Origin of the sequence: Vibrio tubiashii, from assembly GCF_028551255.1 — a bacterium.
GTDB lineage: Bacteria > Pseudomonadota > Gammaproteobacteria > Enterobacterales > Vibrionaceae > Vibrio > Vibrio tubiashii_B.
Map to the genome: position 1 here is coordinate 1,025,404 of NZ_CP117029.1, position 25,331 is coordinate 1,050,734.

Here is a 25,331-nt window from a genome sequence, read left to right on the forward strand (position 1 = left end):
ATATGACGTACTTTGCACCAGAAGAAAGTACGTTTGGCGTTGGCTTCTTTGAACGCTTAGAAGCCAATTCCAATAACGTTTCTTTAACTCAAGGCCCAGATCCGAGGGATGTGCTGGAGTCGATTAAGCTTAACGTCTCTAAAATACTCAACACTCGTGTAGGTGGATCTCAAAGCTCACCGGAGTTAGGGCTAATCGATTTTAATGATGCGACGCTAGATACGCTTGATTTGTCTCTTAAGGTCAAACTTGCCATCCAAGATTGCCTATCTAATTTTGAGCCAAGGTTGAAAAACATCGAAGTTGCTGCTCATACCGATAGCTTCAGCCCCTTGTCTTTGCAGTTCAAAATTACAGCGCAAATTAACAGTGAAGCGATACATGATCGCGTTCAGATCAGTTTGTTACTGGATCAAAACAGAAAATATCGAGTGATTTAGGGATTATGACTCAAGATAAGTACTTCAGAGAGGAGCTCGCATTTTTAAAGGAGCAGGGGCGTGAGTTTACTGAAATTCACCCACAGCTATCTCGCTTTCTCCACGGCAGAACCATGGACCCAGATGTTGAGCGTCTACTCGAAGGCTTTGCTTTTCTGACCGCCAGGCTCAGAGAAAAAGTAGAAGATGAATTCCCTGAGCTCACTCACTCAATGATCAACATGTTGTGGCCCAACTATCTAAGGCCAATTCCAAGCATGAGTATTCTGGCGTTTTCTCCAGATAAAAGTGTCAGTGAGAAACAGGTTATTCGCAAAGGAACGCAAGTAGATAGTAAACCTGTTTTTGGTACTAAGTGTCATTTCCAAACATGTCGTGAGGTAGAGCTCTACCCCCTGAGCTGTAACGACGTGAAAGCACAACATACCCGTGAAGCGACAACCATTGATCTTAGCTTAGATTTGCATGGTGATATCAATATTGGCAGTTCACTGCTTGATAACCTTCGCTTCTATTTAGGAGGGGACAAGCACAGCTCTCAGATGCTTTATCTATGGCTAAATCACTACCTTGATAAAGTCAGTATTGATGTCAATGGTACGGAATTCCCGTTAGCGGAAGGCAACTTTAAGACCGTGGGGTTTGATAGTGAAGACGCGTTGCTTCCTTATCCGAGCAACGTTTATGAAGGTTATCGCATCCTACAAGAGTACTTGTCATTTTCTGAGGCGTTTCATTTCTTTGACTTGTCAGGGCTTGATAAAGCGATTCCAAAAAGTGTAACTGGGCGCTTCACTCTTAAACTTCATTTTTCCAAGACTCTGCCTGTCGATGTGCGAGTAACCAAAGAGAACTTCCAGCTCTACTGTGCGCCCATCATTAACTTGTTTGAGCACGATGCCGATCCGATCTCGCTCTCTGGTCGTCAGTCAGAGTATCGAGTTGTTCCTTCAAGCCGTTATCCATCTCACTATGAAGTGTTCAATATAGAAAGTGTGACCGGCTGGCAAGATACCGCTTCACAAGGCAAGCGAATTCGTGGCTCAAAGCGTGTTTACTCCTCGTTTGAAAGCTTCCAGCATGAAGTTGAAAGAGTCAGAAATAGAACCGCACTTTACTACCGAGCGAGAGTAAAGCAGAGCATCCGAGGTGATGGTTTTGAATCTTTTATCTCCTTTGTCCGAAGTGATGAAACAACTTCCGTTGATGTTGATGAAGCCGTATCCATAAAGCTGAACTGTACCAATCGACTGCTTCCGTTGGAGTTAGGAGTGGGAGATATTTGTGAGCCAACGGATACTTCACCGCCGTTCGCGACATTTGTGAACATCTCAGTGCCTTCTCAGTCGCTTAGGCCCGTTTTGGATGGCAGCTTGCTATGGACATTGATTTCTAACTTGTCGCTCAACTATTTGTCACTGTTATCAAAAGATGCCCTTAGCAGCGTACTTAGAGCCTATGACTTTAAGGCTCTGGTTGATCGACAAGCTGAAAGAGTCTCTAGGCAGCGTCTTGAAGCGATTCAAAAAATCGAATCGAAACCCGTGGACAAAATTCTTAGAGGTCTCCCCGTACGCGGTCTTCAATCGACTCTATACATCGATCAAGCAGGGTTTGGCTCTGAAGGTGATTTGTTTCTATTTGGTACGGTTTTAAGCCATTTCTTTGCGCTGTACGCGAGCATTAACTCATTCCATGAATTGAATGTGGTCAATGTCACTAATCAAGAGAGGTATACATGGGGTACTCAGGCGGGGATGCAGCCACTGATTTAGTGGACCAAGCAGAACAACCAGAGGAGGTTGTTATGCCAAGTGACGTCCATGAATACAATTTTTATCAACTGGTTGAGCTACTGCAAAAACTCAATGAGATGAACCCAGAAGGTGACGATTGGGAACGCCAATGCAGATTGGTGTTTAGTGCTAACCCAAGCTTAGGTTTCTCACCATCGGATGTGAATCGCCTAGATACGCTTAACGACGAGAGAATGGTCATGATGACCAATTTCTTTGGTTTGTCAGGGGCGCAGTCACCGTTGCCAGGTTATGTGGTCGAGCAGCTATTAAATGAAGAGCCTGGTGGCTTCAAGCAGCCGTTTTTTGATTTCTTCAACAATCGATTGATTAACTTGGTTTATCGAATCTGGCGTAAGTACCGCTACTTTGTGCGTTTTCAGCCGGACGCACAGGATGATTTTTCAGCGCAGTTGCTTTCGTTAGTCGGTTTGGGCTCACCAGAATTGCGCGGAGATACCCCGATTAACTGGTGCAAGATGTTGGCTTATTCGGGAACGTTGGCGGGGCGTAGTCGTTCTCCGCAGGTGGTATCGGGGATCATTGCGCACTGTTTTGATCTCGAAGAAGTAGAAATTCGCCAATGGACGAGACGCACAGTAAAGATTGATCCTTCGCAGCAATCTCGCGTCGGAGGGGCAAACTCTCAGCTTGGAGTGACCTCTATGGTTGGGGAGTCAGTAGTCGACTGTAATGGCAAGTTCACTATCTGCATCAAGCAGTTATCGAGAAAGAAGTTCTCTGACTTCTTACCGTCGGGCCAAGAGTACGGACCTTTGTGCAAATTGGTTGAATTAATTTTACGTGAGCAAATGGCTTATGACCTAGAGCTGACGATGGACGACAACGAAGCGCCAGATTTTGTATTAGGCAGTTCGGCGGAGATTGCCCTTGGGTGGACATCATTCCTTGGCACCAGTGATCAACAAAAAAGCGTATTAATTCAGGTAAGGCAGTAAAGATGGAAACGACTGAAACACTCAATTTAAACCTTTTGGTTATCAATGCGCAAAAGTTGGAGTCTGGATTGACTGCGCTCATGCAGTGGGATGCTGAAGGTGGCGTAATAGGTTCGTCCTCAGCTTCTACATGGACGCTGAAAGATTCCAGCGGACGTATTTACCCACAACATTGTGAAATTGTCATGTTCGATGGTGCCTTCTGCCTAAGAGATTTGTGTGGTGAAACCTATATCAATGGTACAGAAATGCCAGTCGGCAAAGGCCTACTTGCCAAACTGGTTCACAAAGATCAAATCCAAATAGGCCCTTACGAAATCCGTGTCGCGCTGGGTGATCTCGAAGATGACAGTGCTACAGGTTCATTAACGAGCTTATTCGAAACCACTAACTACGACCTGCTTTCAGATCAAGAGCTCGATATCGAACAAGATGACAATAATGAGCAGGCTGAAAACGCAGAACCTTTGGCGGCATTAGACGAGTTGATGGCGACAAACGAAGAAGAGTCGCTGATTGATGATGACACCTCTAGAACCGTTGAAGAGCTAGAGCCGCAAGGGTTAGTCCCGGAAGAAGATCTCACGCTAAGAGACCCAAATTTTACCGTGCAAGCAGACAGTGATAACGAGATTTCATCGTCCATGACACTAAAACGAATTCTCAGCTTTGGCTTTGGTAGCAAAACGCAGCCCAAGCAGAAAAGTGAAAAATCACAACAACAAGTATTCAATTCAGACCGAGCAGTAGAGCTTGAGTCTCAACAAACAACAAACAACGATTCAGAGGGCTTTCAAATGGATGAGCAAACACTAGATTTGCTAGAGGAAGAAGTAGCGAAGAGTATTCAACCAGAGCAGGCGACTGTTAACAGTCCTGCGACAACAGGTGGGCACCTGCTAACGGGGCCAATGCTGCATGGCTTAGGAGCCAATGTTAACCATACCGACGACATTGAGCGTATGCATATGCTGTCGCAGGAAATGGGCGAATCACTACAAGCTTGTATTCAAGGGATTCTGGATCTTCATCAACAGGTAAGCAAAGGGCGTTTTGGCACCTTAAATCGCAACCTTCAACCAATAGAAGACAATCCTCTTCGCCTTGGTCTGTCTTATGAAGAGACCATTAAAACCCTCTACGACTCCGAGAAAAGTGCCGTACACCTTTCTGCTCCTGCTGCAATTGAAGAGAGCTTGAAGAATGTACAGGCTCATAACGAAGCGATGCAGCACGCGACAGGTGAGGCATTGACTCAAATTCTAGGCGCATTCTCACCACAGGTTCTTCTGCGTCGATTTCAAAACTATAAGCGTTCACACCAAGACATCTCACAAAACAGTGATGAGTGGGCGTGGAATATGTACTGCAACTACTACCAAGAGCTTACGTCACATCGTCAACAAGGTTTTGAAAAGTTGTTCTGGGAGATTTTTGAGCAAGCTTACGACAAAAAAATCCGCGAGAAACAGTTGGAGTTTTAAACGTGAGAAATTTGCTATGGATGTGCTTTCTCTCGATTTTTCTTAGTGCTTGTAGTAGTGAGCCTGAACCCTATGACCCGACTCAACTGCCAACAAAAGTGACCTTCAGCATCGTTGCTCAAGAGGGGGTGAATCCAAGTATTTGGGGGCAAGCTTCTCCGGTCGAGATTCAGGTGTTTGAGCTGGTAGATGATTCGATGTTTATGTCATCGAGCTACGACCAGATGAAAGAAGATTATAAGAAAGCGCTCAAAAGTAACTTTGTCAAAAGTTACGACTATGTTTTGACCCCAGGTCAGTTCAAGTTCGTTAACCAAATCGAAGTCGATGAAGAGACCAACTACATCGGGATTATGGCTAATTTCTCTGATATCGAACTGAGTGAATGGAAAAAAGCCGTCAAAGTGTTGAATAAAGGCAGAGAGTATCACCTGTTGATGCTTCTTAGCGACTACGACGTCAAGTTGGAAAAGGTGGAATAGACAAGATGTTTTCACGAAATCGTGTTATTTGGAACGAAGGTTTGTTCATCAAGCCACAGCATTTCCAGCAACAACAACGCTATACAGAATACTACATAGATGAGCGCTTAAGTTCTGTCAGCCGTTACCTGTATGGTGTTTCAGAGTTTTCTCTCAACCCGGAATATTTGTCGTTCGGTCGTATCGCTATTGAGCGTGCCGTTGGCATCATGCCTGACGGCACGGCTTTTCGTATTCCCCAAGAAGATACGCTACCTGACGCGTTAGAAATTGATGATGCCTCTTTGGCTAACCAGCTAGTTTATTTAGCGATTCCTCTGCGCAGTGAGTCGCTAATGGAAATCAACTGGCCAGATACGCAAGGCACAGGTCGTTATGAAAGCCGCCGCCTTGAAGTGCGCGATGTCCATACCGTGCAAGGTGATATGACGACCATAGATGTGTCACCAATGCGAATCCAACTCATGCTGGAAAAAGAAGACAGAAGTGCTTATGCATCAATGGCAGTGGGGCGCATTCTAGAGAAGCGCCCAGATGGAAGCGTGGTCATGGATCCAGATTTTATTCCATGTCATCTCAATGTCGTTGGCAATTTGGCTTTGCACCGCTTTGTTAATGAGATATCTGGTTTGATGCGTGAGCGAGCCAAAAACATCGCTCAACGTATTAGCTCTCCTTCTCAAGGCGGTGTTGCTGATGTGTCTGACTTTATGTTGCTGCAAGCGTTAAACCGTTTACAGCCGCAAATCCAGCATTTGGCAGAGCTTAGAAGCCTGCACCCAGAACGTCTGTTTGAGTGCTTGTCTACCATTGCGGGTGAGTTAGCCACCTTTACTGATGAAAGCCGTTTGCCACCTAAAGCGATAAGTTACAACCACGACATGCCGACAGAGTCTTTCTGGCCGCTAATCCGTAATTTGCGTCAGTCCCTAAGTGTGGTTCTTGAGCCAAGAGCGGTATCGATTCAGTTAGATAAACGTAAGTACGGCTTAATGGTAGCGCCGATCCAAGACCCTCAGCTAATGGAGACGGCAGATTTCATTATTGCTGTTAAGGCGCGTATGCCAATGGATGAGTTGCGCCGCCAGTTTACTCAACAAACGAAAGTGTCTTCGGTTGAGAAAATTCGCGAGCTTATTTCACTGCAATTACCGGGTATCCCTTTGGTGGTGTTACCGGTTGCTCCTCGTCAATTGCCATACCACGCTGGCTACACCTATTACCAACTTGATAAGTCGAGCAGTGAGTGGGAGATGTTAACGCACTCTAGTGGATTTGCTTTCCACGTTGCTGCCGCCTTTGATGAACTAGACCTTCAGTTCTGGGCGATTAGGAGTTAATCCATGGATATCAATAAAAAAGAGAGTAAGTACAGTAGCTTACTTTTCGATGATGTAGAAAAAATAAACCACGACCAGGATTATTGGTTTCAACTTAGAGGGAGCTTATCTAACCCTTTAATTGATGCGGCGACGCCTCTACTTGGCTTGTCACTGCGTGTTCGACAGTTGTCTGAGTGCGAAAACATTGAAGCGATTTACGATCAAACGATTGAAGAGATTAAAACCATCGAGATTGAGCTCACTGAGCAGGGCTTCGAGCATGCAGTATTGATGGCTTACCGCTACATCTTATGTACGTTTCTAGATGAAGCGGTAATGGGAACAGAGTGGGGCTCTTCCACGGTGTGGGCTGAGCACTCTATGCTGTCCCGCTTCCATAATGAAACATGGGGTGGAGAAAAAGTGTTTACCATCCTGAAACGATTGGAAGCGGAACCGCAACAATATAAACCACTGCTTGAATTTATCTACCAGTGTCTAGTTTTGGGTTTTGAAGGCAAGTATCGCGTCATCGAGTCAGGCAAGTTAGAGCGAGAAAAAGTCATTGCTCACTTACATAAACTGATCAATCAAGATCAAGAAGTCGATATCGCTCATTTAACCAGTGCGACTGAACACGTTGTGCGTTCGAAATACAAGCTAAGCAAGCAAATCCCACTATGGTCGATTTTTGCTGGTTTTGTATTGCTTTGGGTCGGGACTTTCCTTGGTTATAGCTACCTACTGCACGTCAAGACCAGTGACGTTATCGAACAACTAAATCAAATCTTATAAATAGAATAATTAAAGGCTAGGTGATTGCCGTGATACGTATTGAACTACCGACACTAATCTCAAAACTAAATGAACAGAGTAAGCTTGCACTAGAACAAGCGGCGACCGTGTGTATGGAGCGCCAGCACAGTGAAATTACGTTTGAACATTACCTTGAGGTTCTTCTAGACAATCCTCTCTCTGATATTCGAGTCATATTCAAGCAGTCTGAACTGGCGATAGACGATGTTAAGCAAACCATATCCAGTAGCTTTGTGCGTGATCAGTCTTTAGATAGCTACCCAGCGTTTTCTCCATTACTTGTTGAACTTCTTCAAGAAGCTTGGTTGCTTTCAACGACAGAACTCAATCAAACAGAGCTTCGTTCTGGCGCAATTCTGCTTGCTGCTTTAACCCGAGCGGATCGCTACATGGAGCACAAGTTGGTTCGTCTATTGGATGTGATTAACCGAGAAAGTTTGAAAAAGCACTTCGATGTGATTCTGTCAGAATCTTCAGAAACCCAAGTGGTTGAACAAACCAAGGGTGCTTTGCCTTCAAACGCCAATGCAGATACCTCTGTTTTAGCAAAGTACTGTACAAATGTGACCGAACAAGCGCGTCAGGATGAACTAGACCCTGTTCTCTGCCGTGAAAGTGAGATCAATCTGATGATTGATATCCTCTGCCGTCGTCGTAAAAACAACCCAATTGTGGTCGGTGATGCAGGTGTTGGTAAAAGTGCCATGATCGAAGGATTAGCACTTCGTGTCGTAGCCGGAACAGTACCTATGCAGCTTCAAGGTGTTGAGCTTTACTCATTGGACTTAGGTTTACTCCAAGCAGGCGCGTCAGTGAAAGGCGAATTTGAAAAGCGCTTAAAAGGGGTGATTGATGCCATTAAGCACTCTCCAAAGCCCATCATCCTATTTATCGATGAAGCGCATACCTTGATTGGTGCCGGCAACCAAGAAGGTGGTGGCGACGCGGCGAACTTGCTTAAGCCTGCATTGGCTCGTGGTGAGCTGTCAACCATTGCTGCTACCACATGGAAAGAGTACAAGAAGTATTTTGAAAAAGACCCTGCGTTAACGCGTCGATTCCAATTGGTTAAGCTTGATGAGCCAAGTGTAGAACAAGCGGTGGATATACTGCGTGGGTTGAACTCGGTATACGAGAAAACCCATGATGTTCTTATTACCGATGATGCGTTAAAAGCTGCTGCTGAGCTTTCTGTACGTTATATCTCAGGCCGACAGTTACCGGATAAGGCGATTGATGTACTTGATACGGCATGTGCACGCATTGCTATTAACCTAACGGCACCGCCAAAACGTTTGGCATTTATTGAAACTGCGTGTCATCAGCGCCAACTCGAAATCGATATGCTCGAACGCGCTCAGCTACTGGGCAAAGATGTGAATCAACAAAGACTTGATGAACTCAAAACAGAAGAAGTCGCCGATGAGCAAGAGCGTGAACGTTTAACCGAGCAGTGGCAGCAACAAAAGCAATTAGTTGAAGAGATAATTGGACTTAGAGCGTCACTCAATGATGTCAACGAAGAAGAGCCACTTACTGACGAGCAGCGTAGTGAAACTCTGGCTCAAATTCGTACTAAGTATGAAGAGCTAGAAGCGATTCCTCATGATGAGCGTTTGATCCATCCTCAAGTGGACGCCCAGCAGGTGGCAGAGGTGATCGCTGACTGGACGGGTGTGCCTGTCGACCAGATGAACAGTGATGAGCTACACAAGATCACTCACCTGACTTCGATTCTTGGTGAAGCGATCAAAGGGCAAGATGTCGCGATTAAACGTGTTCATAAACATCTTCTGACGGCTCGTGCTGACTTGCGTCGACCAGGTCGTCCGAAGGGCGCTTTCTTACTTGTCGGGCCAAGTGGGGTTGGTAAAACCGAAACCGTTGTGCAACTTGCTGAAAACCTGTACGGAGGTAAGCAATTCCTAACGACGATTAATATGTCTGAGTACCAAGAGAAGCATACTGTCTCACGCTTGATCGGTTCTCCTCCGGGTTATGTTGGATATGGTGAGGGTGGTGTACTCACTGAGGCAATCCGCAAGATGCCATATTCTGTCGTGCTGCTTGATGAAGTTGAGAAAGCGCATCCAGAAGTACTCAATCTTTTCTATCAAGCGTTCGATAAGGGCGAGCTTGCCGACGGCGAAGGTCGCTTAATTGATTGTCAAAACATTGTCTTCTTCCTCACCTCAAACTTAGGTTTCCAGACGATTGTTGATCATGAAGAGAAGCTAGATGAACTCGATGATGCGCTTTATCCAGAGCTAGCAGCCTTCTTCAAACCTGCATTGCTTGCTCGTATGGAAGTGATTCCTTACATGCCACTTAACCCAGAAGTTCTGGAGCAAATTGTGCGTGGCAAACTGACTCGTCTAGAGAAGCTGTTTAAAGAACGTTACGACGCTGAAGTGGTAATCGAAGATTCGTTGATCGATGAAATCTTGTCGAGAGCAACGCGCTCAGAAAATGGTGCTCGCATGCTTGAAGCCATTATCGAAGGCCAACTGCTTCCGCCAATATCACTGGCTCTATTGAACAAGCTTTCTGAGCAGCAACCAGTCACGAGGATTTATCTAGCGGCTCAAGATGGTGAGTTTATCGGAGAGGTAGAGTAGCTATGTCTAATTGGCTAGAACGAGTGACTGATCTCATCGGAATCAAAACTAAACATGAGCTTACGGCGAAGTTTGCTTTGATTCTGCGTGACGAACTCAGTCTATCACAATGCTTGATTCTAATGCCGACATCGGATGGTCGTCGACTTGTGCCACACGATGGGCAAGTCGACGCGTCTTGGGCTGTGAATGACCTAAACAATCCCTTTGCACACGTACTACAAAACGCCAAGAGCATGTCTCTTAGTGCCGATGAACTTCTGTTTTGGCAATCTGACCGAGCATTTGCTGAACTAGTGTCAAATGTTGGCATGTTTGAGAGTGTCTGTATTCAACCTTTGCCACTACGTTCTAATCAGGTTCAGCTCGTATTGTTTATGTTAGGTGAGGAGAGAGCAGTATCGAAAGCGTTTAACAGTGCTGATGGCATTAAGTTTATTGATGTGTTTACTAAGCAGTGGAATTTGCTGGAAGAGATGGAGCGTGAGCAACGAGATATTCAAGTGCTTACCGAGTCATTGAATGATATGCAGCGAGATACCAAGCAAAGAGATCAAGCGAATAAGCTGTCTCATTCTTTAATTGGTCAAAGCCCTGTGATGCAGAGGCTACGTCAGCAGATAGTCAGTGCGGCAGAGTCTCAACTGTCTGTGATGGTGCAGGGGGATACAGGGACAGGTAAAGAGTTAGTTGCTCAAGCCATCCACCAATTATCGAGCCGCAATTCAGAGCCTTTAGTGGCTATCAACTGTGCGGCTATTCCGGAAAATCTGCTCGAAAGTGAACTGTTTGGATACTGCAAAGGGGCGTTCTCTGGGGCAGAGTCGGATAGGAAAGGCTTAATTGCGCAGGCCGATGGTGGAACACTGTTCTTGGATGAAATTGGTGATATGCCGCTGTCTCTTCAGGCGAAGTTACTCCGTGTTCTGGAAACTAAACGGTTCAGACCGATTGGCGGCAAAGAGGAGCTAAGCTCAGACTTTCGCCTTGTTTCTGCAACTCACGTCAACCTGCTTGCTCAGGTGAGAAATAAACAGTTTAGGCAAGACCTCTACTACCGCTTGTTCCAGTATCCGTTGACGTTACCTAAGCTATCTGAGCGTCTAGAGGATATTGATCTCTTGAGCCAGCACTTTGTCAAAGAGTTCAACACACAGCATGGTACGCAGATTCGTGGTCTGCACTATCGAGCGTTAGATTGCCTGAAGCAATACACTTTCCCGGGCAATGTGCGTGAGCTAAAGCATTTAATTGAATTTGGCTGTGCTCAATGTCGCGATGAGCTTGAAGTCAGTGAAGGAAGCTTTGCCAATCGCATTGCTTGCCTCAATTTTGAATTACAAAGTGCGGAGCAGCCAGTCATGCCGCAAGCCCTTTCTCAACCAACGTTTATTGCTGACAACCCATACCCAACACAACAAGGTGATTTCTCGGCTATCAACGATTTGAAACAAGCCATGAATGACTACGAAGAAAGTATCATTCGCGAGCGTTTAAATCAGTTCTCTGGAGATAGAGGTAAGGCTGCAAAGAGTCTGGGTATTCCCAAGCGAACACTTGCATATAAATGCCAAAAGCTGGAGATCAAAGCCGTATGACTAAGCTGAACTCGCTGGCTTTAGTATTTACCGCCAGTCTCTTTGTAACAGCAGCTAGCGCTACGGATACTACCACTAGCATGCAGTTGGAAAAAGCTCAGCAATGCACCTCAGTATCGGAGCGATTAGATCGCTTGAGCTGTTTTGACGAGGCATTCCAAACGCCGACAGTGTCGAATCTTGCGGTTAAGTCTGATGATAGACCGCCCGCTTGGCATACCGCGTTTGATAGCTCGAAAGGGAATGGGCCTTTGAATGTTGTTGAGAAGGGCACCGAGAAAGAAGGGGATGCTTGGGTCACTGTAACGGCTAAGCATTCTGATGGAGTACCTTCCCCCGTTCTGATGATGAGTTGTATCAACAAAATTAGTCGTATCGAACTGGCGCTTCCTCAAGCAATGGAAGATGCTCGAATTAGAGTCTCTGTGGCTGGTGGTCCTAATCAAAGCTGGAGAAGTGATGATATTGGTGTGTTGTTCTCTTCGGCACGAGGAGTTCCTGCGATATCGATGATGAAGGTGATGGCTAGGGAATCAAGACTGACTTTGCGCTCAAACTCACCGGTAGTTGATGGATTGCAATTCGATACCACAGGGTTAAGCCAAGCTTTAAAACCATTACGTTCAAGGTGTGGGTGGTAGCGATGGAATTGACCCAATACCGAACAAGCATAGTTAGACCGATTAGTAGCGAATCTCCAGTGGGCGAAAGGCTACTAGATGAGCCTTTGTTTGACTTTGTTGAAGACCAAATGATGAAGGTGGGCTCTCTTTCTCATGCCAGTGTTCAATGGCAAGAAGTAGAGCACAGCGCAATTACCCTTCTAAATGAGAAGAGTAAAGACATTAAACTGCTGGTGTATTTACTTCAGTGTTTGCATAACCAATTGACACCTAGCCGCTTTATTACCTCATTTGGAGTGATGAGCGACTTTATTGAGCACTACTGGAATGATTGCTTTCCAGCGCCAGGCAAAAGAGGCAACTTACCACGCAGAAAATTCTTCAGCCAAATGTGTCAGCGATTCTCAATGGCCGTCGATAAATTTGATTTTGCCAGCCTAGATAGTCAAGACAGAGAAGAGCTTCAGCAAGCCGTCGAATGTTGGCAGAAAACGATAGAAGTCAATGAGCTCTCTTCTGACGTCGCTGAGTCTGTTGCGCTGACGATAGTCAATCAGCTCAAACGAGCTCAAGAGCGAGAGAAGCAGCAACAAAGCACGGCACAAGCGGCTTCGTCTCATTCTGCTTCATCACAAACGCCTGCAGCCACTGCACCTGCTCTATCCGTTGATAACTCAAGTGATAAAGCGGCGAAACAAACCTTATTGAAAGTGGCTGAGTATCTGTCTGAACAAGAGTCGGGAAGCGCTTTGGCAATTCGAGTTCGTCGGCACGCTCTATGGGGCGCTATCACAGCCTTGCCTGACCATGACACCCACGGCAAAACCTTACTTCGCGGCATGCAAACGGAGCGAGTGAAAGAGTATCAAGAGCAATTGAAGCAACCCGACCTCGCGTTATGGAGAAAGGTCGAACAGAGTTTGACGATTGCGCCGTATTGGTTTGATGGTCAGTTAATGAGTCACGATATTGCTAAAGCGCTCGGTCAAGAGAGCTGGTGTCAGGCTATTCGTGAAGAAACTCAATCATTTGTCGAACGCTTTCCAAGTGTCTCTGAGCTCAAATTTAAAGATGGTGCGCCATTTTTGACTGACTCAGTACGTGATTGGTTAGGTAGCAGTGAGGTGGCTTCTTCAGGTAGCAGCGTTTCAGGGAGTTGGCAGGAACAGCGTGAAGAAGCCTTCAGTCTTGCTAAGGAGGGCGGGATTGCGGTTGCGATGTCGATGCTCAATGACGGGCTTGTCGCGGCGACTGAGCCTCGCGACCGTTTTTACTGGCGTTTGTTGAGCGCAGATCTTCTGCAACACAACCATTTAGATGCCATGGCTACAGAACAGTATCAAACTTTGAAACAAGAAATTATGCAGACGAGCGTCACCGATTGGGAGCCGTCTTTAATAGAACAACTAGAACGAAATACAGCGTCAGATTAAGCAAAGGGACTATCCATGTGGAAAAGTATCATTGGGATTGTTAAGAAATTGAAGCCGGGTATAGCAGCTGCCCTTCCTATTTTGCTGTTCACTCTATTTATACTACTCAACGTTGCCATTTGGTGGGCGGGTCCTTGGCTAGAAATTAGAGGCACCAAACCGCTTGAAACGCTGATGGCTCGCGGTATGGCGAGCGCACTATTTGTCTTGCTTTCCTTGTCTGGGTGGGGCATTTGGCAGTGGCGTAAGCTGCAAGGTTTCAAAAGTCAGCAAAAGCGTGAAGAGCAGCTAAAACTCGACCCAATCACAGTATATGAAGAGCGTCAGGAAGCTGAGCTTAATGATGTGATGCAAGAGATGAAGCAAAGTCTCAATACTCGCAATTACCTCTATTCCTTGCCTTGGTATCTGGTGCTTGGCCTAGAGAATGCGGGCAAAACGAGTTTGATCAATCGCTCGGGCCAGAACTTTGCCCTTTCGTCCGTTATGCGTGCGTCTGGGCAGAAGAGCGAGAATCCGTATTCTTTTGATTGGTGGATTGGTGACGAGTCAGTATTGATCGATCCTGATGGCGAACTGCTTACTCAGGGAAATCGCAACGAAGACAATGATGGTGAACTAGAGCGTCGCCTATGGCTAAACTTCGTTAACTGGTTAGAAAAAACGCGCAGCAGAAGACCGTTAAACGGTATTGTTCTCGCGCTAGATGTTTCTCACTTAGCCACGTCAACTGCATCTGAGCGTAAAGCTTACGCGAACCTGCTGCGCGCGCGTATTCGTGAGCTGATGGAAACACTAGCAACTCGATTGCCCGTCTATATTACTTTGACCAAGCTTGATTTACTGTATGGGTTTGAACCTTTCTTCAAACATTACTCAAAGTCACAGCGCGATGAGGTGTTGGGTTTCACTTTCTCGTTGGAATCGGTTGATAACTTAGATCATTGGTTAGAAGAGTTTTCGAAAGACTACGGGCAGTTTGTATCAAAGATAAACGAGCTTTTCCCTCATGCCGTCGCTGAGCCGTTAGAACAAGAAGAGCGTGATGCCATCTATAGCTTTACGCGTCAGATGTCTGGTTTACAAGATATCCTTAAAGAGTTTTTCCAAGACGCTTTATCGAGTGATCAATTCTCTACTTCTGCATTGGTCCGTGGTGCTTATTTTACATCGGTATATCAGCAAGGGGTGCCAAGCAATGCATTTGGTGATTCTGCATCACGCCGATACGGCTTATCACACGCGGTAAATAAAGCGCAAAATGCTAAAAATTCGACCGTTTATTTTACTCAACAACTGTTTAGTAACATCATCTATCCGGAAGCAGGTTTGGCTTCGGACAACTTCCGTGTTGCCAAACATAAACGTCGGTTAATGGGGCTCTCATTCACGGCTTGTATGGTGGCAACTGTGCTATTAGTCGGCACTTGGCACCGTTACTACTTGGCCAACGTCAACCAATCAGATGCCGTATTGGCCAAAGTGAATGAGTATAAAGCCCAGTACCCGTCGAACCTTTCTTTGGCTTCTCAGAAAGACATTCTTGAGCCGTTAAATAAGATTCGACAGGCGACGTTGGAATTTGGTTTCTTCCGCGAAAAGCCTCGTTACATCTCCGATTTTGGTCTTTATCAGGGGCATACGATCGGCCCTATGGTTGAAGATACGTATCTGAATCTACTAGAGAATCGATTCTTGCCTCTGCTGATGGCTGATGTTGTTGTTGCTCTTGAGCAGGCGGACAATGAAGAAGAGAAACTCGCCGTTCTGCGTGTCTACCGAATGATGGTTGATAAGAGCGGTCGCTACAAAGACTATGTATTGGATTATTTTGGCAAGTACTGGCAGAGCGCGTTTGCGGGTCAAAAACAGGTGCAAGGTGAGTTATTAGATCACTTAGATTATGCCATGCGCCACACGGATCTAGCTGGTGCAAGAGATCAAGGTGATGAGTTCGCAGAGCGAGTGATGAAACCTTACGATCGTACGATTGCGAGTGTCCAAGCTGAGCTAAGTACTATGCCTAACGATCAACGTGTTTATCGAAACCTTAAGTTGAATGCACAAACGGTACTTGGTCCTGCGATTAGCATTCGTAATCTTGTCGGTCCTATCTTTGATATCGTCTTTGAAGAGCGAGTCGCGAACAGCAGTTTGTATATTCCACAGATGCTGACCAAAGAAGGTTTTGAAAGCTACTTTATGCCACGTTCAGAGTCAGTCTCTGAGCTAGCCCTGATTGATAGTTGGGTATTAGGTCAGTCGAAAACGGCGCAGTTTAGCGAAGCAGATAAACAAGTACTGCGTGAAAAGATCCGTAATTTGTATGTCGCCGACTATGTGAATACGTGGAGAGCGGCATTGAATGATATCGATATGAAGTATTTCGGTGATATTAACGATGCGGTCATGGTGTTAGAGAACCTAACCGGTAACGTTGAGCCGATGCAGCGCTTACTCAGAACGCTAGAGAACAATACTCAGGTCATCGCAGGTCTAGACCCTGATAGTGACGCAGGTGAAGAACTACTAAAGAGCGCTAAGTATAAAGTGGCTTCAAGCATTCAATCTCCGTTTGCGGAACTGAACTTAATGTTGAAGCCAGTGGGAGACCAACCGGCTTACATCAATGAAGTGCTCGCATCTGTCGATGAGTTGAAAACATACTTAAAAGCGATTCAAGAATCGCCGGATGTGGGAATGGCAGCGCTTGATGCGACCAAGGCTCGGGTCAAGTTAGTCAGTGCTGACCCAATCTATACGCTGAAACGAATTTCTTCTGGTTTACCAAGGCCACTCGATAGCATGGTCGCTAAGCTTGCGGATGAGAGCTGGTATGTCGTGAAGCAAGAGGCGATTAAACACCTAGAAGTTCGTTGGTATGAGGATGTTTATAAACCTTACTACACTAAGTTGGCGAGTCGTTATCCGTTTAACACGCAATCGAAGAAAGATGTTGCACTGGAAGATTTTGAGTCCTTCTTTGCGCCAAAAGGGACGCTAGATAACTTCTACAACAACCAGTTGAAGGTGTTTATTGAAGAAAACATTGCGGTTGATGAATACGATACTGCTCAATCGATCATTCGCCCAGAGGTCTTGGCGCAGATCGAACAAGCACAAAGAATTCGTCAGGCATTCTTCAATCGCAAAGGGATTTTGGACGTCAATTTCTCGGTTGAACCGCTTCAGTTAAGTGGTAATAAGCGTCGAAGTGTTTTGAATGTTGACGGCCAGTACCTCACATACAGTCATGGTCCTCGTGAAGGTGTGGAGTTGATTTGGCCAAATACGTTGCGTGACTCTGCGGTGTCTAAGGTGACCTTAGTGCCGACTAAGTCTAACTTGTCGCCTAGAAGCATCAATATCAAAGGGCCTTGGGCATTCTTCCGTTTGTTAGAAGAAGGCAACGTCATGTCGGCAAGCAAGACGTCGGTTGATTACCGATTTGCCGTGGATGGTGGTGACATGATCTATCGCATCAACGCAGAATCAGATGCTAACCCATTCACTGAACGTCTATTTAAATCGTTCAAACTCTCTAAGACTCTTTATTAAAACATTATAATAATCAAAGGAGCGAGGTGACTCGCTCCTTCAATCGGGACGAAGTATCTATGCCCAATTCAGTTTTGCTTGACCAAGTTATCTACCATATTACGTCTGATTCTGACTCAATCAGACACCTAGAAAGCTACCAAAAAGTCAGAGACGAAATTAACAGTCGTTTCAACCCCTTGTCTGGAGGCACTAACTGGCAAGAGGTATACGATGCATGCGAGCTACTTGCTAAAGGGCCGGGCGTTGATTTACTCATGAGCAGCTATCTCACTATTGCCAAACTTAAAATTGAGGGCTTACCCGGTTATGCCAATGGCCTAGAGCTCATAATGCACAGTTTGAGTTTGTTAGCTAAGCCTGACTCTAAGTCGGCGAAAATGCGTAAAGAGGTTTTGGATTGGCTCAATAGCAAGGCAATTCCTGAACTAAAGAAGATGAAACCTTCTCAGGAGCAGCTACGCGACCTTTATCGAAGTGAAAGGATATGTGAAAGAATCCACCACTGGATAACGCTTCAACAACCAGAAGTTGACGTAGATTTTGAAGGGGTTGGGTTTGTTTTGTTTGAACATATTGATCAAATTGAAACCCGCTATCACACCGCGATAAAGCGTCAAGAAAAGCAACGTGAAAGTGAAAACAGAGTGACAGTTAAGCGCCACCGTTGGAGCTTGGCTGCTGTGTGCGTTTCGACTGCTATCGTGAGTCTGACAAGCTTGTGGCTTTACTATAATCCGAGCGTACTCAATCAGTATCAATTCAAGCAATCAATAGAGGTGCCAGTGCTGACAGCTGGCAACCTCAGCAATTATGTAGAGCATATTAAACCTTCTAAGCTGGCTTCTATTCAATCTGAACTGGTGCCTATGTATCAGTCATCGATTGAGGAGAAAATGCACGTATCGATTGAGCAACCTTACCTAGAAGCGTTAGAGCAGCTCGATGTCTTGCATAAACTCTATTCTGAAGATGAGCAAGTTCTTCAAATTGGTCAGACGTTACATCAAGACCAACAGCTTGCGCTTGAACAGGCCGATGAGTTTGTTGCTCGGTTTAGTGAAATTCGAACCAAGATGGCGAATATTGCACTGCTTGCTAAAAAGCGTCGCTGGACACAGGTCGCCAATGAAACCAAATCGTTAGAGGACTTTGCGGTTAGCTTGTCGCCTATTTATGGACGTGTTGGTTATGTAGAAAACTTGATTGAGAAGAAGCAGTACGAACAAGCACATGAAGAGTTTGAAGAGCTAAAAAGACGCCTTAACAATTTGAGTTGGAAAGTTGCTCAGTTAAATCAGATGCTTGAAGAGTAAGGAATGCGTTGAGCTCATTTTAATCGGGGAACCTCTTGTAGAATCACTTGCACTTTGGATAAAGGATCTATATAAATTCGGCTTTCCTTTTTCCACAATGATATTTGAACACTTGGGGTTACCACATGACGCAGTTTTGGCAGCAAAAAGCTCTCGAAGAGATGACCGAAGACGAATGGGAATCACTTTGTGACGGTTGTGGTAAATGTTGCTTGCACAAGCTGATGGATGAGGACAGCGACGAGATCTATTACACCAATGTTGCATGTAGTTGGCTAAACAGCAAAACATGCTCGTGTAAGGATTACCCAAATCGTTTTACCTCAGGAGAGGAATGCACCAAGTTAACTCGTGATGATATCGATGATTTTACTTGGCTACCGCACACCTGTGCTTACCGCTTGCTAGCGGAAAAGCAGCCTCTACCAGAGTGGCACCCACTCATTACAGGCTCAAAGTCAGCCATGCATGCCGCTGGCGAAAGTGTTCGCAACAAAGTGGTATACGAAATCGATGTTGTGGATTGGGAAGACCACATCCTCAATCACCCTAATCGAGCTTAATCTCAAACAGTCGCCATTGGCGACTGTTTTTGTATTTGCGCTTAGTTAACACTCAATATGCAAACGTTTGAGTTTTGTGGTGTACAATTAGGGCATCAATTTAAGAAACAAAGACTTGTACCCATTCTTCTGAGGTCATCATGGACTTAATGTCTTGCAAAAACCTGCGTATGTTTGTCGTAGGGTTAGTTATCTCTTTTGGATTTCTTTTCGCAACCAGTGGTTATGCTTCTCAAGAGGCTGAACAGCTTTCAAAGCAGGAAAGAGAAGTTGAAAAGATCACCAGTGAGTTTACTGAGTTAGTCGATTCTATCGAAACAGCGACGGGCGGGGCAAAAGATGCTCTGCAACTTAAGCTTTTCCAAAAAAATGAAAGCTTAAGAGCGGCGCTTCAGGCTGCGGTAAGTAAAGGGACGATACCCACAGACAATCTTATTGCCCACATCAAAATGCAGCAGACTTATGTCAACGGGGCGATGTCCTATCTTGAAGAAAAGATTAAGTCTCTGAATGCCGAAATTGACTCAGCAAAAAATGAAGAAAAGCTCGCATTATTGAATGACTTTCAGGAGCTACAGCATTACTTCGATAATGTCATGGAGTCTGCTTGGGAGAACATCGAGTGGCTTAACAAGCTTGGTCAAGACGAGTCAATTGCTCAAGCTCAGTTTAGAGATTCATTAAACAAACGCCTGCGCTTGACGTCTGCATCGGTAGAGTACTTTAACCAGCAGATCAGTGTGGTAGGGCGTCAGCTAGCCGTGAGCCCGGAATCTGAGCTGGCCACTTTACAGCTTGGTCAATTGATCATTCAGCAGCGCATGAATATTACGGTTGATAGTCTTAAATCATTGATTTCTATTGCCGATCAAGTCGGGATAGATACGGCAGAATACAAACGCCTAATCTTTGAGGTGACAGGGAGTATCACTCAAGACTTGCTTGAAGGCAGAGTTATCTTCTCTATCATCTCGCATTGGTCAGACAAACTTTGGGACTGGGTTGCTAACAATGCTCCTCAGCATATCTTCCACTTATTTATCTTTGCTCTGATCATTTTTTCGACCAGCTTACTCGCTAAGCTAGTGCGTAAGATCGTGAGCAAAACCGTTGTATCGAAAAACCTTAAGTTATCGCAGTTGATGCAAGACTTTTTCATCAGCATGTCAGGCAATGTTGTGTGGGTCATCGGTATTTTGGTCGGTTTGTCGCAGATAGGCTTGAATCTCGCTCCTGTATTGACAGGTTTTGGTATTGCGGGTGTGATTATCGGTTTTGCACTGCAAGATACCTTATCTAACTTTGCTGCGGGCATGATGTTGTTGATTTATAAGCCTTTTGATGTCGGTGATTTTGTCTTCGCTGGTGGCGTAGACGGTAAGGTTAGCCATATGAGCTTAGTGAATACCACGATTAAAACCTTCGACAACCAGATCATCATTATTCCTAACAGTAAAATCTGGGGAGATGTGATTAAGAATGTGACACATGAGCGGGTACGACGCGTTGATATGGTCTTTGGTATTGGTTATAGCGACGACTTACTCAAGGCAGAAAGCATTCTTACCGAAATTGTCACCACGCACCCAGCGGTACTGCGCACACCTGAGCCTAATATTCGTGTCCATACACTGAATACTTCTTCAGTGGATTTCATTGTTCGTCCTTGGGTTAAAACAGACGACTATTGGGATGTGTACTGGGATGTGACTAAAGAGGTGAAACTCAGGTTTGACCGAGAAGGCATCTCGATTCCATTCCCACAACAAGACGTTCATCTGCATATGGTTAAGCAGCAGTTAGAAGATTAAATCGCTTCTGCTAGCAATGAATAAAAAAAGCTCACCGTAAGGTGAGCTTTGTCTTAGAGGAAGGAAGAGTAGGCAAGGATTAATAACTTGGTACAGAGGAAACTGCTTGGTTGAATTCGCTACGCGCTGCCTGAGCTTGCTCTGACGCTTCTTGTTTACGATCTTGAGCTTTTGCGACAGCATCGAGTGCCGCTTGCAGCTCATTTTGTAGGTCTTGTGGAATGTGGTGGTCGCCGAACTCTTCTTCACCATCGTGCTCTAGGGCAAAGGCGCGAATGCGCTTCTTCACCTTGTGTAGTTCGGCGAACGCTTCACGCTCTAATTCTGCGGCTTCTTGTGCGGCGTCACGACTGCGTTCGAACCTTGCCAGTGCAATACCTTCAGACGACCAAGGATCCATTTCGGGTAAGTCTTCAATGTTGATCGTCGGTTCAACGTAGTCCTCTTGGTGGCGCAGATCTAGACTGGTGGCGCGAACCGCTGAAATCATCAACATCACTGAAATCACCAATAAAGGTAAACCTCCAACAATAGCAGCAGTTTGTAATGTGCTTAGACCGCCTAGGAACATTAATACGGTTGGCAGGAACGATAGGGTGAATGCCCAGAACATACGGTTCCAACGCATTGGCTCTTCGGTCACATTGTTTTGGACCACAGAGGCCAAGATGTAAGAGATGGAGTCAAAAGTCGTGGCGGTAAAGATCACACATAAAATGGTAAACACGGCAATCACTAATGTGCCCATAGGTAGAGCGCTGAGCATCGAGAAAATCGCCTTGGTGGCACCTTGTGTATTAAGAATGCCTACGATATCCATTTCGCCAGAGAGTTGCAGTGAGAGGCCGTAGTTACCGAGAATCATAAAGAAAAGGAAGCAGCCTAGCGAACCAAAGAAGATCGAACCTGACACCATTTGTTTGATTGTTCTTCCGCGTGAGATACGTGCAACAAACAGCCCCATGCTTGGCGCAAAGACGAGCCACCATGCCCAGTAGAAGATGGTCCAATCTTGTGGGAAGTGAGTATTCTCAAAGCTGCCGTATCCACCAAAAGGTTCCGCCCAAGTTGCCATCACGAAGAAGTTAGACAGCATACGACCGATTGAATCTAAGCCCGTCTCAAGCATGAAAATGGTAGGGCCAGCGATAAGGACAAAAGCCAAAAGCCCCATTGCACCCCAAAAGTTGATATTGCTGAGTACCTTGATACCTTTTTCCATCCCCGCGTAAGAGGAGTAAGCAAAAATGGCGGTACAAACCAACAGCACCGCTACCTGACTTAAGGTTGATTGCGGGATGCCAAACAAAAAGTTCAACCCTTCGCCAATAAGAGGAGCGGCCAAGCCTAATGTTGTTGCTGCTCCGCCTAGTAGACCGAAGATAAACAAAACGTCGACGATTTTGCCAGCCGCTCCTTTGGTGCGTTCTTCTCCGAGCACTGGCATTAAAGCACTAGACACCTTAAGCACTGGCTGCTTTCGTACATAGAAGAAGTAAGCGATAGGGAGTGCAGGAATGAGGTAGATAGCCCAAGCTATCGGGCCCCAGTGGAAAATCCCGTAAGTGGCTGCCCATCGTACCGCTTCTTCACTACCAGGCTCTAGTTGAAAAGGCGGGGATTGATAGTAGTAGGCCCACTCGATGCATCCCCAGTAAAGAATACTCGCGCCAATACCACCGCAAAATAGCATTGCCGCCCAAGACGAAGTGGCAAACTCGGGCTTTTCATCTGGGTCACCAAGTTTGATTTGACCCATATCGCTGAACACGACATAAATCATAAAGAAGAAAGCACCAAGGCCAAGAGCAAGGTAGAGGAAACCGAGTTTATCGGTCATAAAGCTTTTAGCAATTGCTATCCAATCTGCCCCTTGTTGGGGGAACAAAATCAAAGGGAACACAATGGCAACAAGCAGTGCGATAGCGCCAAAAAAGGTAGGCTTATCGATAAGTGAAAAGGTGTTTCGCACAGCGTAAAATCCATAATCTTGAAAGCCAAAATTATGGAATGCGTAGGCTATCTACGACAAATGACGTCCTTTGTCGTGAGGAGAAAAGGTGTCTATTGTCGAGGCGTTACTAGAAAACTAAAGGATAGCTAAAAGAATGCCGCCGACAGTTGCCGCTGCGGAAAGATATTGCCCCGCCGAATATGAGCCATCTTGCTCTTCTTCAATTTTATCAGGGTGGTCAATACCTAATGCACCGTGAGCGAAAGATTCGACTTTATCACCAACGGTTTTATCCCCTTCTTTGGGTGCCTTGCTTTCTTTTTCTATTTCTTGAAGCGCTGCCAATAGCGCTTTTCCTTCATCTGAAAGCGTGACTTTATTTTGTTCAACCTTAAGTGGGGCTTGACCCGCATTCGATTCGGGTGCCGTTGCTTGAGGCTTTACCTGCTGGGTTGGTGACAGCTTTGCCGTCTCCATTCCTACTGGTGTCATAATGCTCTCCTTACATCATCCTCAGACAATATATCGACCGCTTAGTTAAAAACTTGTGCAAATTATTTAAAATTTGAATTAAAAATAACAAAGCATAAATCATGCCCAATTTATAACTTTCAATCTATCCTTTCTCATTTGATGGGACTTGATAGTAAGAAGAGCAATTACAGTGCCTATTTACACGCTAAATCATCGTTTCGCTTAGATAGATGTTTATAAGCCGCCATTCTATTTTCCATTTTTACATAGCGAACAGGTGGCGCTAAGACTTCAAGTGGGTAGTCTTGCCCCTCTAACTCTACTGGTGATTCTGTTGGAGTGATGACGACGACATTAAGATTCGGGCTGCGCTTAAGAATCGACGCCTTTGTGCCAAAACCTTGCTCTGTATGAAATTTACCTGCGATGTGGATAACTTGTTTACTTGGGTTACTTGCCAAGTAATTAACGATGCTTTCCGCCATGGTTTCATCCCAAGTCACTTGAGCGGCAAATTGGCGTTCAGTTTGCTCTGGCTTGCCATGGTGCATAGAGGCCATGAACTTCTCTTTATAGGCGCTGTTGGATGTATCTATGGTTGCAGCCAATTGCTGTCGTTCGCTGGAAGTTAGCTTGTCGAGGTAGCCAACCCCTTGCCTCCCGATGCAGCGCACGATAGGTTTAGGGGCATTCACTGCGATGACATCGAGCTGATTTGCTTTAGCAAACTCAACTAAAGGGCGGTAGTCACTTTCATAGTTTGGCCAAGCAGCGCCTTGTTTGATCAGTACTTGTTCACCAATCTCACTTGCTAGATAAGAATCAACAACGTTTTGTTTATCGCGTGAGAATTGCTCCATGGAAAGCGCGATATCTTTGCTTTGCTTGACGAGTTGCCTAAGCAGATCAACTTGGAAGCGATGGATACCTGCATGGGTGTGCCATTCACCAACAAGAATGACATCGGCAGTTTTCAGTGGTTCTGGAAGCGAATCAATAGAAACGACTTGTTTTTCAGGTGTGTAGAGCTGGTAGTCGTAGTAACTGCTAATTGATTGTTGCTCGGGAGAAAGAGGGGAACTTGAACAAGCAGCAAGAGCAAAGCAGCTTAGAGAAGTGGCAATGAGCCTAAACATAAATGGCCTCCATTAGATTGTTCGGCAATAGTAATGGAGGCCAGAATAGAGTTCAATAAAAATGAGAATTATTATCTATTGAGGTGCTTTCTTGCGATATATGCGGATCATAAAATCAGCCTCACACTCAAAAAGTGTAGCTGACTTTAGCTTGTCACGAAGAGTGTCAGACGCTTTCCACGCAAATGGCGTCATCTGCAGCAGATCGTAACCATCACCATCGCTGAGCTGCATTACGTATGACAATTTTTCTTGCTGTTCTAACTCAAAACCAGCAATGATTTCAGCTTCTTCACTGTGAAGCCTAACATCAGGATAGATTTCGTCTCTAAGTTGGTAGAGGTGGCGTCCTGCAGGGGTTACAGTGACAACAAAACCTGAATCAGCAACCACGCGAGACAGTTCTTCTGCTTTGCATGGCGCGTAGATACGCAGTACCGCATCTAGGCTGCCGTTTTCAAACGGTAAGCGATGGCTTGAAGCAACCGAAAAATGACAGTTTGAGTAGCGCTTAGCGGCGTAGCGAATCGCAACTTTAGAGATATCTAATCCGTAGGTTTTGGATTGCGCATATTGGTTTGCTAGATGGGAGGCCACTTCTGTCGTGTAGTAACCCTCACCGCAACCAATATCAAGAAGCCGATGCTGTGAGCCTGAAAGGAGCTCAGCACATAACTGAGCCACACGCTCTTTAAGTGGGCGATAGTGATCTATTTCAAGAAAGCGACGACGCGCCTGCATCATGTCTTTATTATCGCCGGGATCTTTAGAACGCTTGTGCTGAACAGGCATTAGATTGATATAACCTTCCTTCGCTAGGTCAAAGGCGTGATTGTTCTGACAACGATATGTGCGCTCTGAAAGCGTAAGGTTCTCGTGACATAAAGGGCAGGTGTAAGACATAACAGGCTCTGGTGAAAACTAACAAGGCGGAGTTTATCAGGAAGC

General features: G+C 45.5%; 19 protein-coding genes. 15 read left to right on the top strand and 4 right to left on the bottom strand.

All coding sequences use genetic code 11. The features are described 5' to 3' along the window. Positions 1 to 2 precede the first annotated feature (2 nt). The 15 genes from tssE (at position 3) to LYZ37_RS04755 (ending at position 20,819) form a co-directional block, all read left to right on the top strand. Positions 3 to 440 (top strand): type VI secretion system baseplate subunit TssE, encoded by a 438-nt coding sequence (gene tssE, locus LYZ37_RS04685; protein WP_171322562.1) that lies wholly within the window; start codon positions 3 to 5, stop codon positions 438 to 440. A gap of 5 nt (positions 441 to 445) precedes the next feature. Next, positions 446 to 2,215, top strand: coding sequence for a type VI secretion system baseplate subunit TssF (tssF, locus tag LYZ37_RS04690; RefSeq protein WP_272786696.1), 1,770 nt, complete (start codon positions 446 to 448; stop codon positions 2,213 to 2,215). Continuing rightward, positions 2,179 to 3,195, top strand: coding sequence for a type VI secretion system baseplate subunit TssG (gene tssG, locus LYZ37_RS04695; protein WP_272786697.1), 1,017 nt, complete (start codon positions 2,179 to 2,181; stop codon positions 3,193 to 3,195). Before tssF ends, tssG begins: the two co-directional genes overlap by 37 nt. A 2-nt stretch (positions 3,196 to 3,197) precedes the next feature. After that, positions 3,198 to 4,679, top strand: a complete 1,482-nt coding sequence (gene tagH, locus LYZ37_RS04700; RefSeq protein ID WP_272786698.1) for a type VI secretion system-associated FHA domain protein TagH — start codon at positions 3,198 to 3,200, stop codon at positions 4,677 to 4,679. Between the two features lie 2 nt (positions 4,680 to 4,681). Continuing rightward, positions 4,682 to 5,161, top strand: a complete 480-nt coding sequence (tssJ, locus tag LYZ37_RS04705) for a type VI secretion system lipoprotein TssJ (RefSeq protein ID WP_171322570.1) — start codon at positions 4,682 to 4,684, stop codon at positions 5,159 to 5,161. Positions 5,162 to 5,166: 5 nt separating this feature from the next. After that, positions 5,167 to 6,501, top strand: coding sequence for a type VI secretion system baseplate subunit TssK (gene tssK, locus LYZ37_RS04710; RefSeq protein WP_272786699.1), 1,335 nt, complete (start codon positions 5,167 to 5,169; stop codon positions 6,499 to 6,501). Positions 6,502 to 6,504: 3 nt separating this feature from the next. After that, positions 6,505 to 7,278, top strand: a complete 774-nt coding sequence (gene icmH, locus LYZ37_RS04715) for a type IVB secretion system protein IcmH/DotU (RefSeq protein WP_272786700.1) — start codon at positions 6,505 to 6,507, stop codon at positions 7,276 to 7,278. A gap of 113 nt (positions 7,279 to 7,391) precedes the next feature. Then, a complete protein-coding gene (tssH, locus tag LYZ37_RS04720) occupies positions 7,392 to 9,917 on the top strand; it encodes a type VI secretion system ATPase TssH (protein ID WP_420794626.1) in 2,526 nt (841 codons plus the stop codon). 2 nt (positions 9,918 to 9,919) lie between these two features. Continuing rightward, complete coding sequence (locus LYZ37_RS04725) at positions 9,920 to 11,515, top strand: sigma-54 interaction domain-containing protein (RefSeq protein WP_272786702.1); 1,596 nt, start codon at positions 9,920 to 9,922, stop codon at positions 11,513 to 11,515. Continuing rightward, positions 11,512 to 12,156, top strand: a complete 645-nt coding sequence (gene vasI, locus LYZ37_RS04730) for a type VI secretion system-associated protein VasI (protein ID WP_272786703.1) — start codon at positions 11,512 to 11,514, stop codon at positions 12,154 to 12,156. Before LYZ37_RS04725 ends, vasI begins: the two co-directional genes overlap by 4 nt. 2 nt (positions 12,157 to 12,158) lie before the next feature. After that, positions 12,159 to 13,571 carry a type VI secretion system protein TssA gene (gene tssA / locus LYZ37_RS04735; RefSeq protein WP_272786704.1) on the top strand — a complete coding sequence of 471 codons (1,413 nt, stop codon included), beginning with the start codon at positions 12,159 to 12,161 and terminating at the stop codon, positions 13,569 to 13,571. Between the two features lie 60 nt (positions 13,572 to 13,631). Beyond that, positions 13,632 to 17,129 (top strand): type VI secretion system membrane subunit TssM, encoded by a 3,498-nt coding sequence (gene tssM, locus LYZ37_RS04740; RefSeq protein ID WP_272787143.1) that lies wholly within the window; start codon positions 13,632 to 13,634, stop codon positions 17,127 to 17,129. A 59-nt stretch (positions 17,130 to 17,188) separates the two neighbouring features. Further along, a complete protein-coding gene (locus tag LYZ37_RS04745; RefSeq protein WP_272786705.1) occupies positions 17,189 to 18,445 on the top strand; it encodes a type VI secretion system ImpA family N-terminal domain-containing protein in 1,257 nt (418 codons plus the stop codon). A 125-nt stretch (positions 18,446 to 18,570) separates the two neighbouring features. Next, positions 18,571 to 19,008, top strand: coding sequence for a YcgN family cysteine cluster protein (locus LYZ37_RS04750; RefSeq protein ID WP_004748671.1), 438 nt, complete (start codon positions 18,571 to 18,573; stop codon positions 19,006 to 19,008). 140 nt (positions 19,009 to 19,148) lie between these two features. Next, positions 19,149 to 20,819, top strand: a complete 1,671-nt coding sequence (locus LYZ37_RS04755; protein ID WP_272786706.1) for a mechanosensitive ion channel family protein — start codon at positions 19,149 to 19,151, stop codon at positions 20,817 to 20,819. A 79-nt stretch (positions 20,820 to 20,898) separates the two neighbouring features. Here LYZ37_RS04755 and LYZ37_RS04760 read toward each other — a convergent pair whose 3' ends face one another. The 4 genes from LYZ37_RS04760 to rlmA all read right to left on the bottom strand — a co-directional run bounded on the left by LYZ37_RS04760 (position 20,899) and on the right by rlmA (position 25,286). Next, the gene (locus LYZ37_RS04760; protein ID WP_272786707.1) at positions 20,899 to 22,791 is read right to left on the bottom strand and encodes a BCCT family transporter; all 1,893 of its coding nucleotides are present in this window, start codon (positions 22,789 to 22,791) and stop codon (positions 20,899 to 20,901) included. A gap of 117 nt (positions 22,792 to 22,908) precedes the next feature. Continuing rightward, positions 22,909 to 23,265, bottom strand: coding sequence for a hypothetical protein (locus LYZ37_RS04765; protein ID WP_272786708.1), 357 nt, complete (start codon positions 23,263 to 23,265; stop codon positions 22,909 to 22,911). A gap of 176 nt (positions 23,266 to 23,441) precedes the next feature. Continuing rightward, positions 23,442 to 24,383 carry a ChaN family lipoprotein gene (locus LYZ37_RS04770; RefSeq protein ID WP_272786709.1) on the bottom strand — a complete coding sequence of 314 codons (942 nt, stop codon included), beginning with the start codon at positions 24,381 to 24,383 and terminating at the stop codon, positions 23,442 to 23,444. Between the two features lie 75 nt (positions 24,384 to 24,458). Further along, entirely contained in the window at positions 24,459 to 25,286 is an 828-nt protein-coding gene (rlmA, locus tag LYZ37_RS04775; RefSeq protein ID WP_272786710.1) for a 23S rRNA (guanine(745)-N(1))-methyltransferase, read from the bottom strand. Between the last annotated feature and the right edge of the window lie 45 nt (positions 25,287 to 25,331).

Excerpts from the sequence above, each read along its gene's own strand:
- LYZ37_RS04725 (WP_272786702.1), top strand. The coding sequence starts at position 9,920 with ATGTCTAATTGGCTAGAACGAGTGACTGATCTCATCGGAATCAAAACT.
- icmH (WP_272786700.1), top strand. The coding sequence starts at position 6,505 with ATGGATATCAATAAAAAAGAGAGTAAGTACAGTAGCTTACTTTTCGAT.
- tssK (WP_272786699.1), top strand. The coding sequence starts at position 5,167 with ATGTTTTCACGAAATCGTGTTATTTGGAACGAAGGTTTGTTCATCAAG.
- LYZ37_RS04750 (WP_004748671.1), top strand. The coding sequence starts at position 18,571 with ATGACGCAGTTTTGGCAGCAAAAAGCTCTCGAAGAGATGACCGAAGAC.
- LYZ37_RS04770 (WP_272786709.1), bottom strand. The coding sequence starts at position 24,383 with ATGTTTAGGCTCATTGCCACTTCTCTAAGCTGCTTTGCTCTTGCTGCT.
- tssE (WP_171322562.1), top strand. The coding sequence starts at position 3 with ATGACGTACTTTGCACCAGAAGAAAGTACGTTTGGCGTTGGCTTCTTT.
- tssH (WP_420794626.1), top strand. The coding sequence starts at position 7,392 with ATGGAGCGCCAGCACAGTGAAATTACGTTTGAACATTACCTTGAGGTT.
- LYZ37_RS04755 (WP_272786706.1), top strand. The coding sequence starts at position 19,149 with ATGGACTTAATGTCTTGCAAAAACCTGCGTATGTTTGTCGTAGGGTTA.
- LYZ37_RS04745 (WP_272786705.1), top strand. The coding sequence starts at position 17,189 with ATGCCCAATTCAGTTTTGCTTGACCAAGTTATCTACCATATTACGTCT.
- tssA (WP_272786704.1), top strand. The coding sequence starts at position 12,159 with ATGGAATTGACCCAATACCGAACAAGCATAGTTAGACCGATTAGTAGC.
- tssG (WP_272786697.1), top strand. The coding sequence starts at position 2,179 with ATGGGGTACTCAGGCGGGGATGCAGCCACTGATTTAGTGGACCAAGCA.
- rlmA (WP_272786710.1), bottom strand. The coding sequence starts at position 25,286 with ATGTCTTACACCTGCCCTTTATGTCACGAGAACCTTACGCTTTCAGAG.
- LYZ37_RS04765 (WP_272786708.1), bottom strand. The coding sequence starts at position 23,265 with ATGACACCAGTAGGAATGGAGACGGCAAAGCTGTCACCAACCCAGCAG.
- tagH (WP_272786698.1), top strand. The coding sequence starts at position 3,198 with ATGGAAACGACTGAAACACTCAATTTAAACCTTTTGGTTATCAATGCG.
- tssF (WP_272786696.1), top strand. The coding sequence starts at position 446 with ATGACTCAAGATAAGTACTTCAGAGAGGAGCTCGCATTTTTAAAGGAG.
- vasI (WP_272786703.1), top strand. The coding sequence starts at position 11,512 with ATGACTAAGCTGAACTCGCTGGCTTTAGTATTTACCGCCAGTCTCTTT.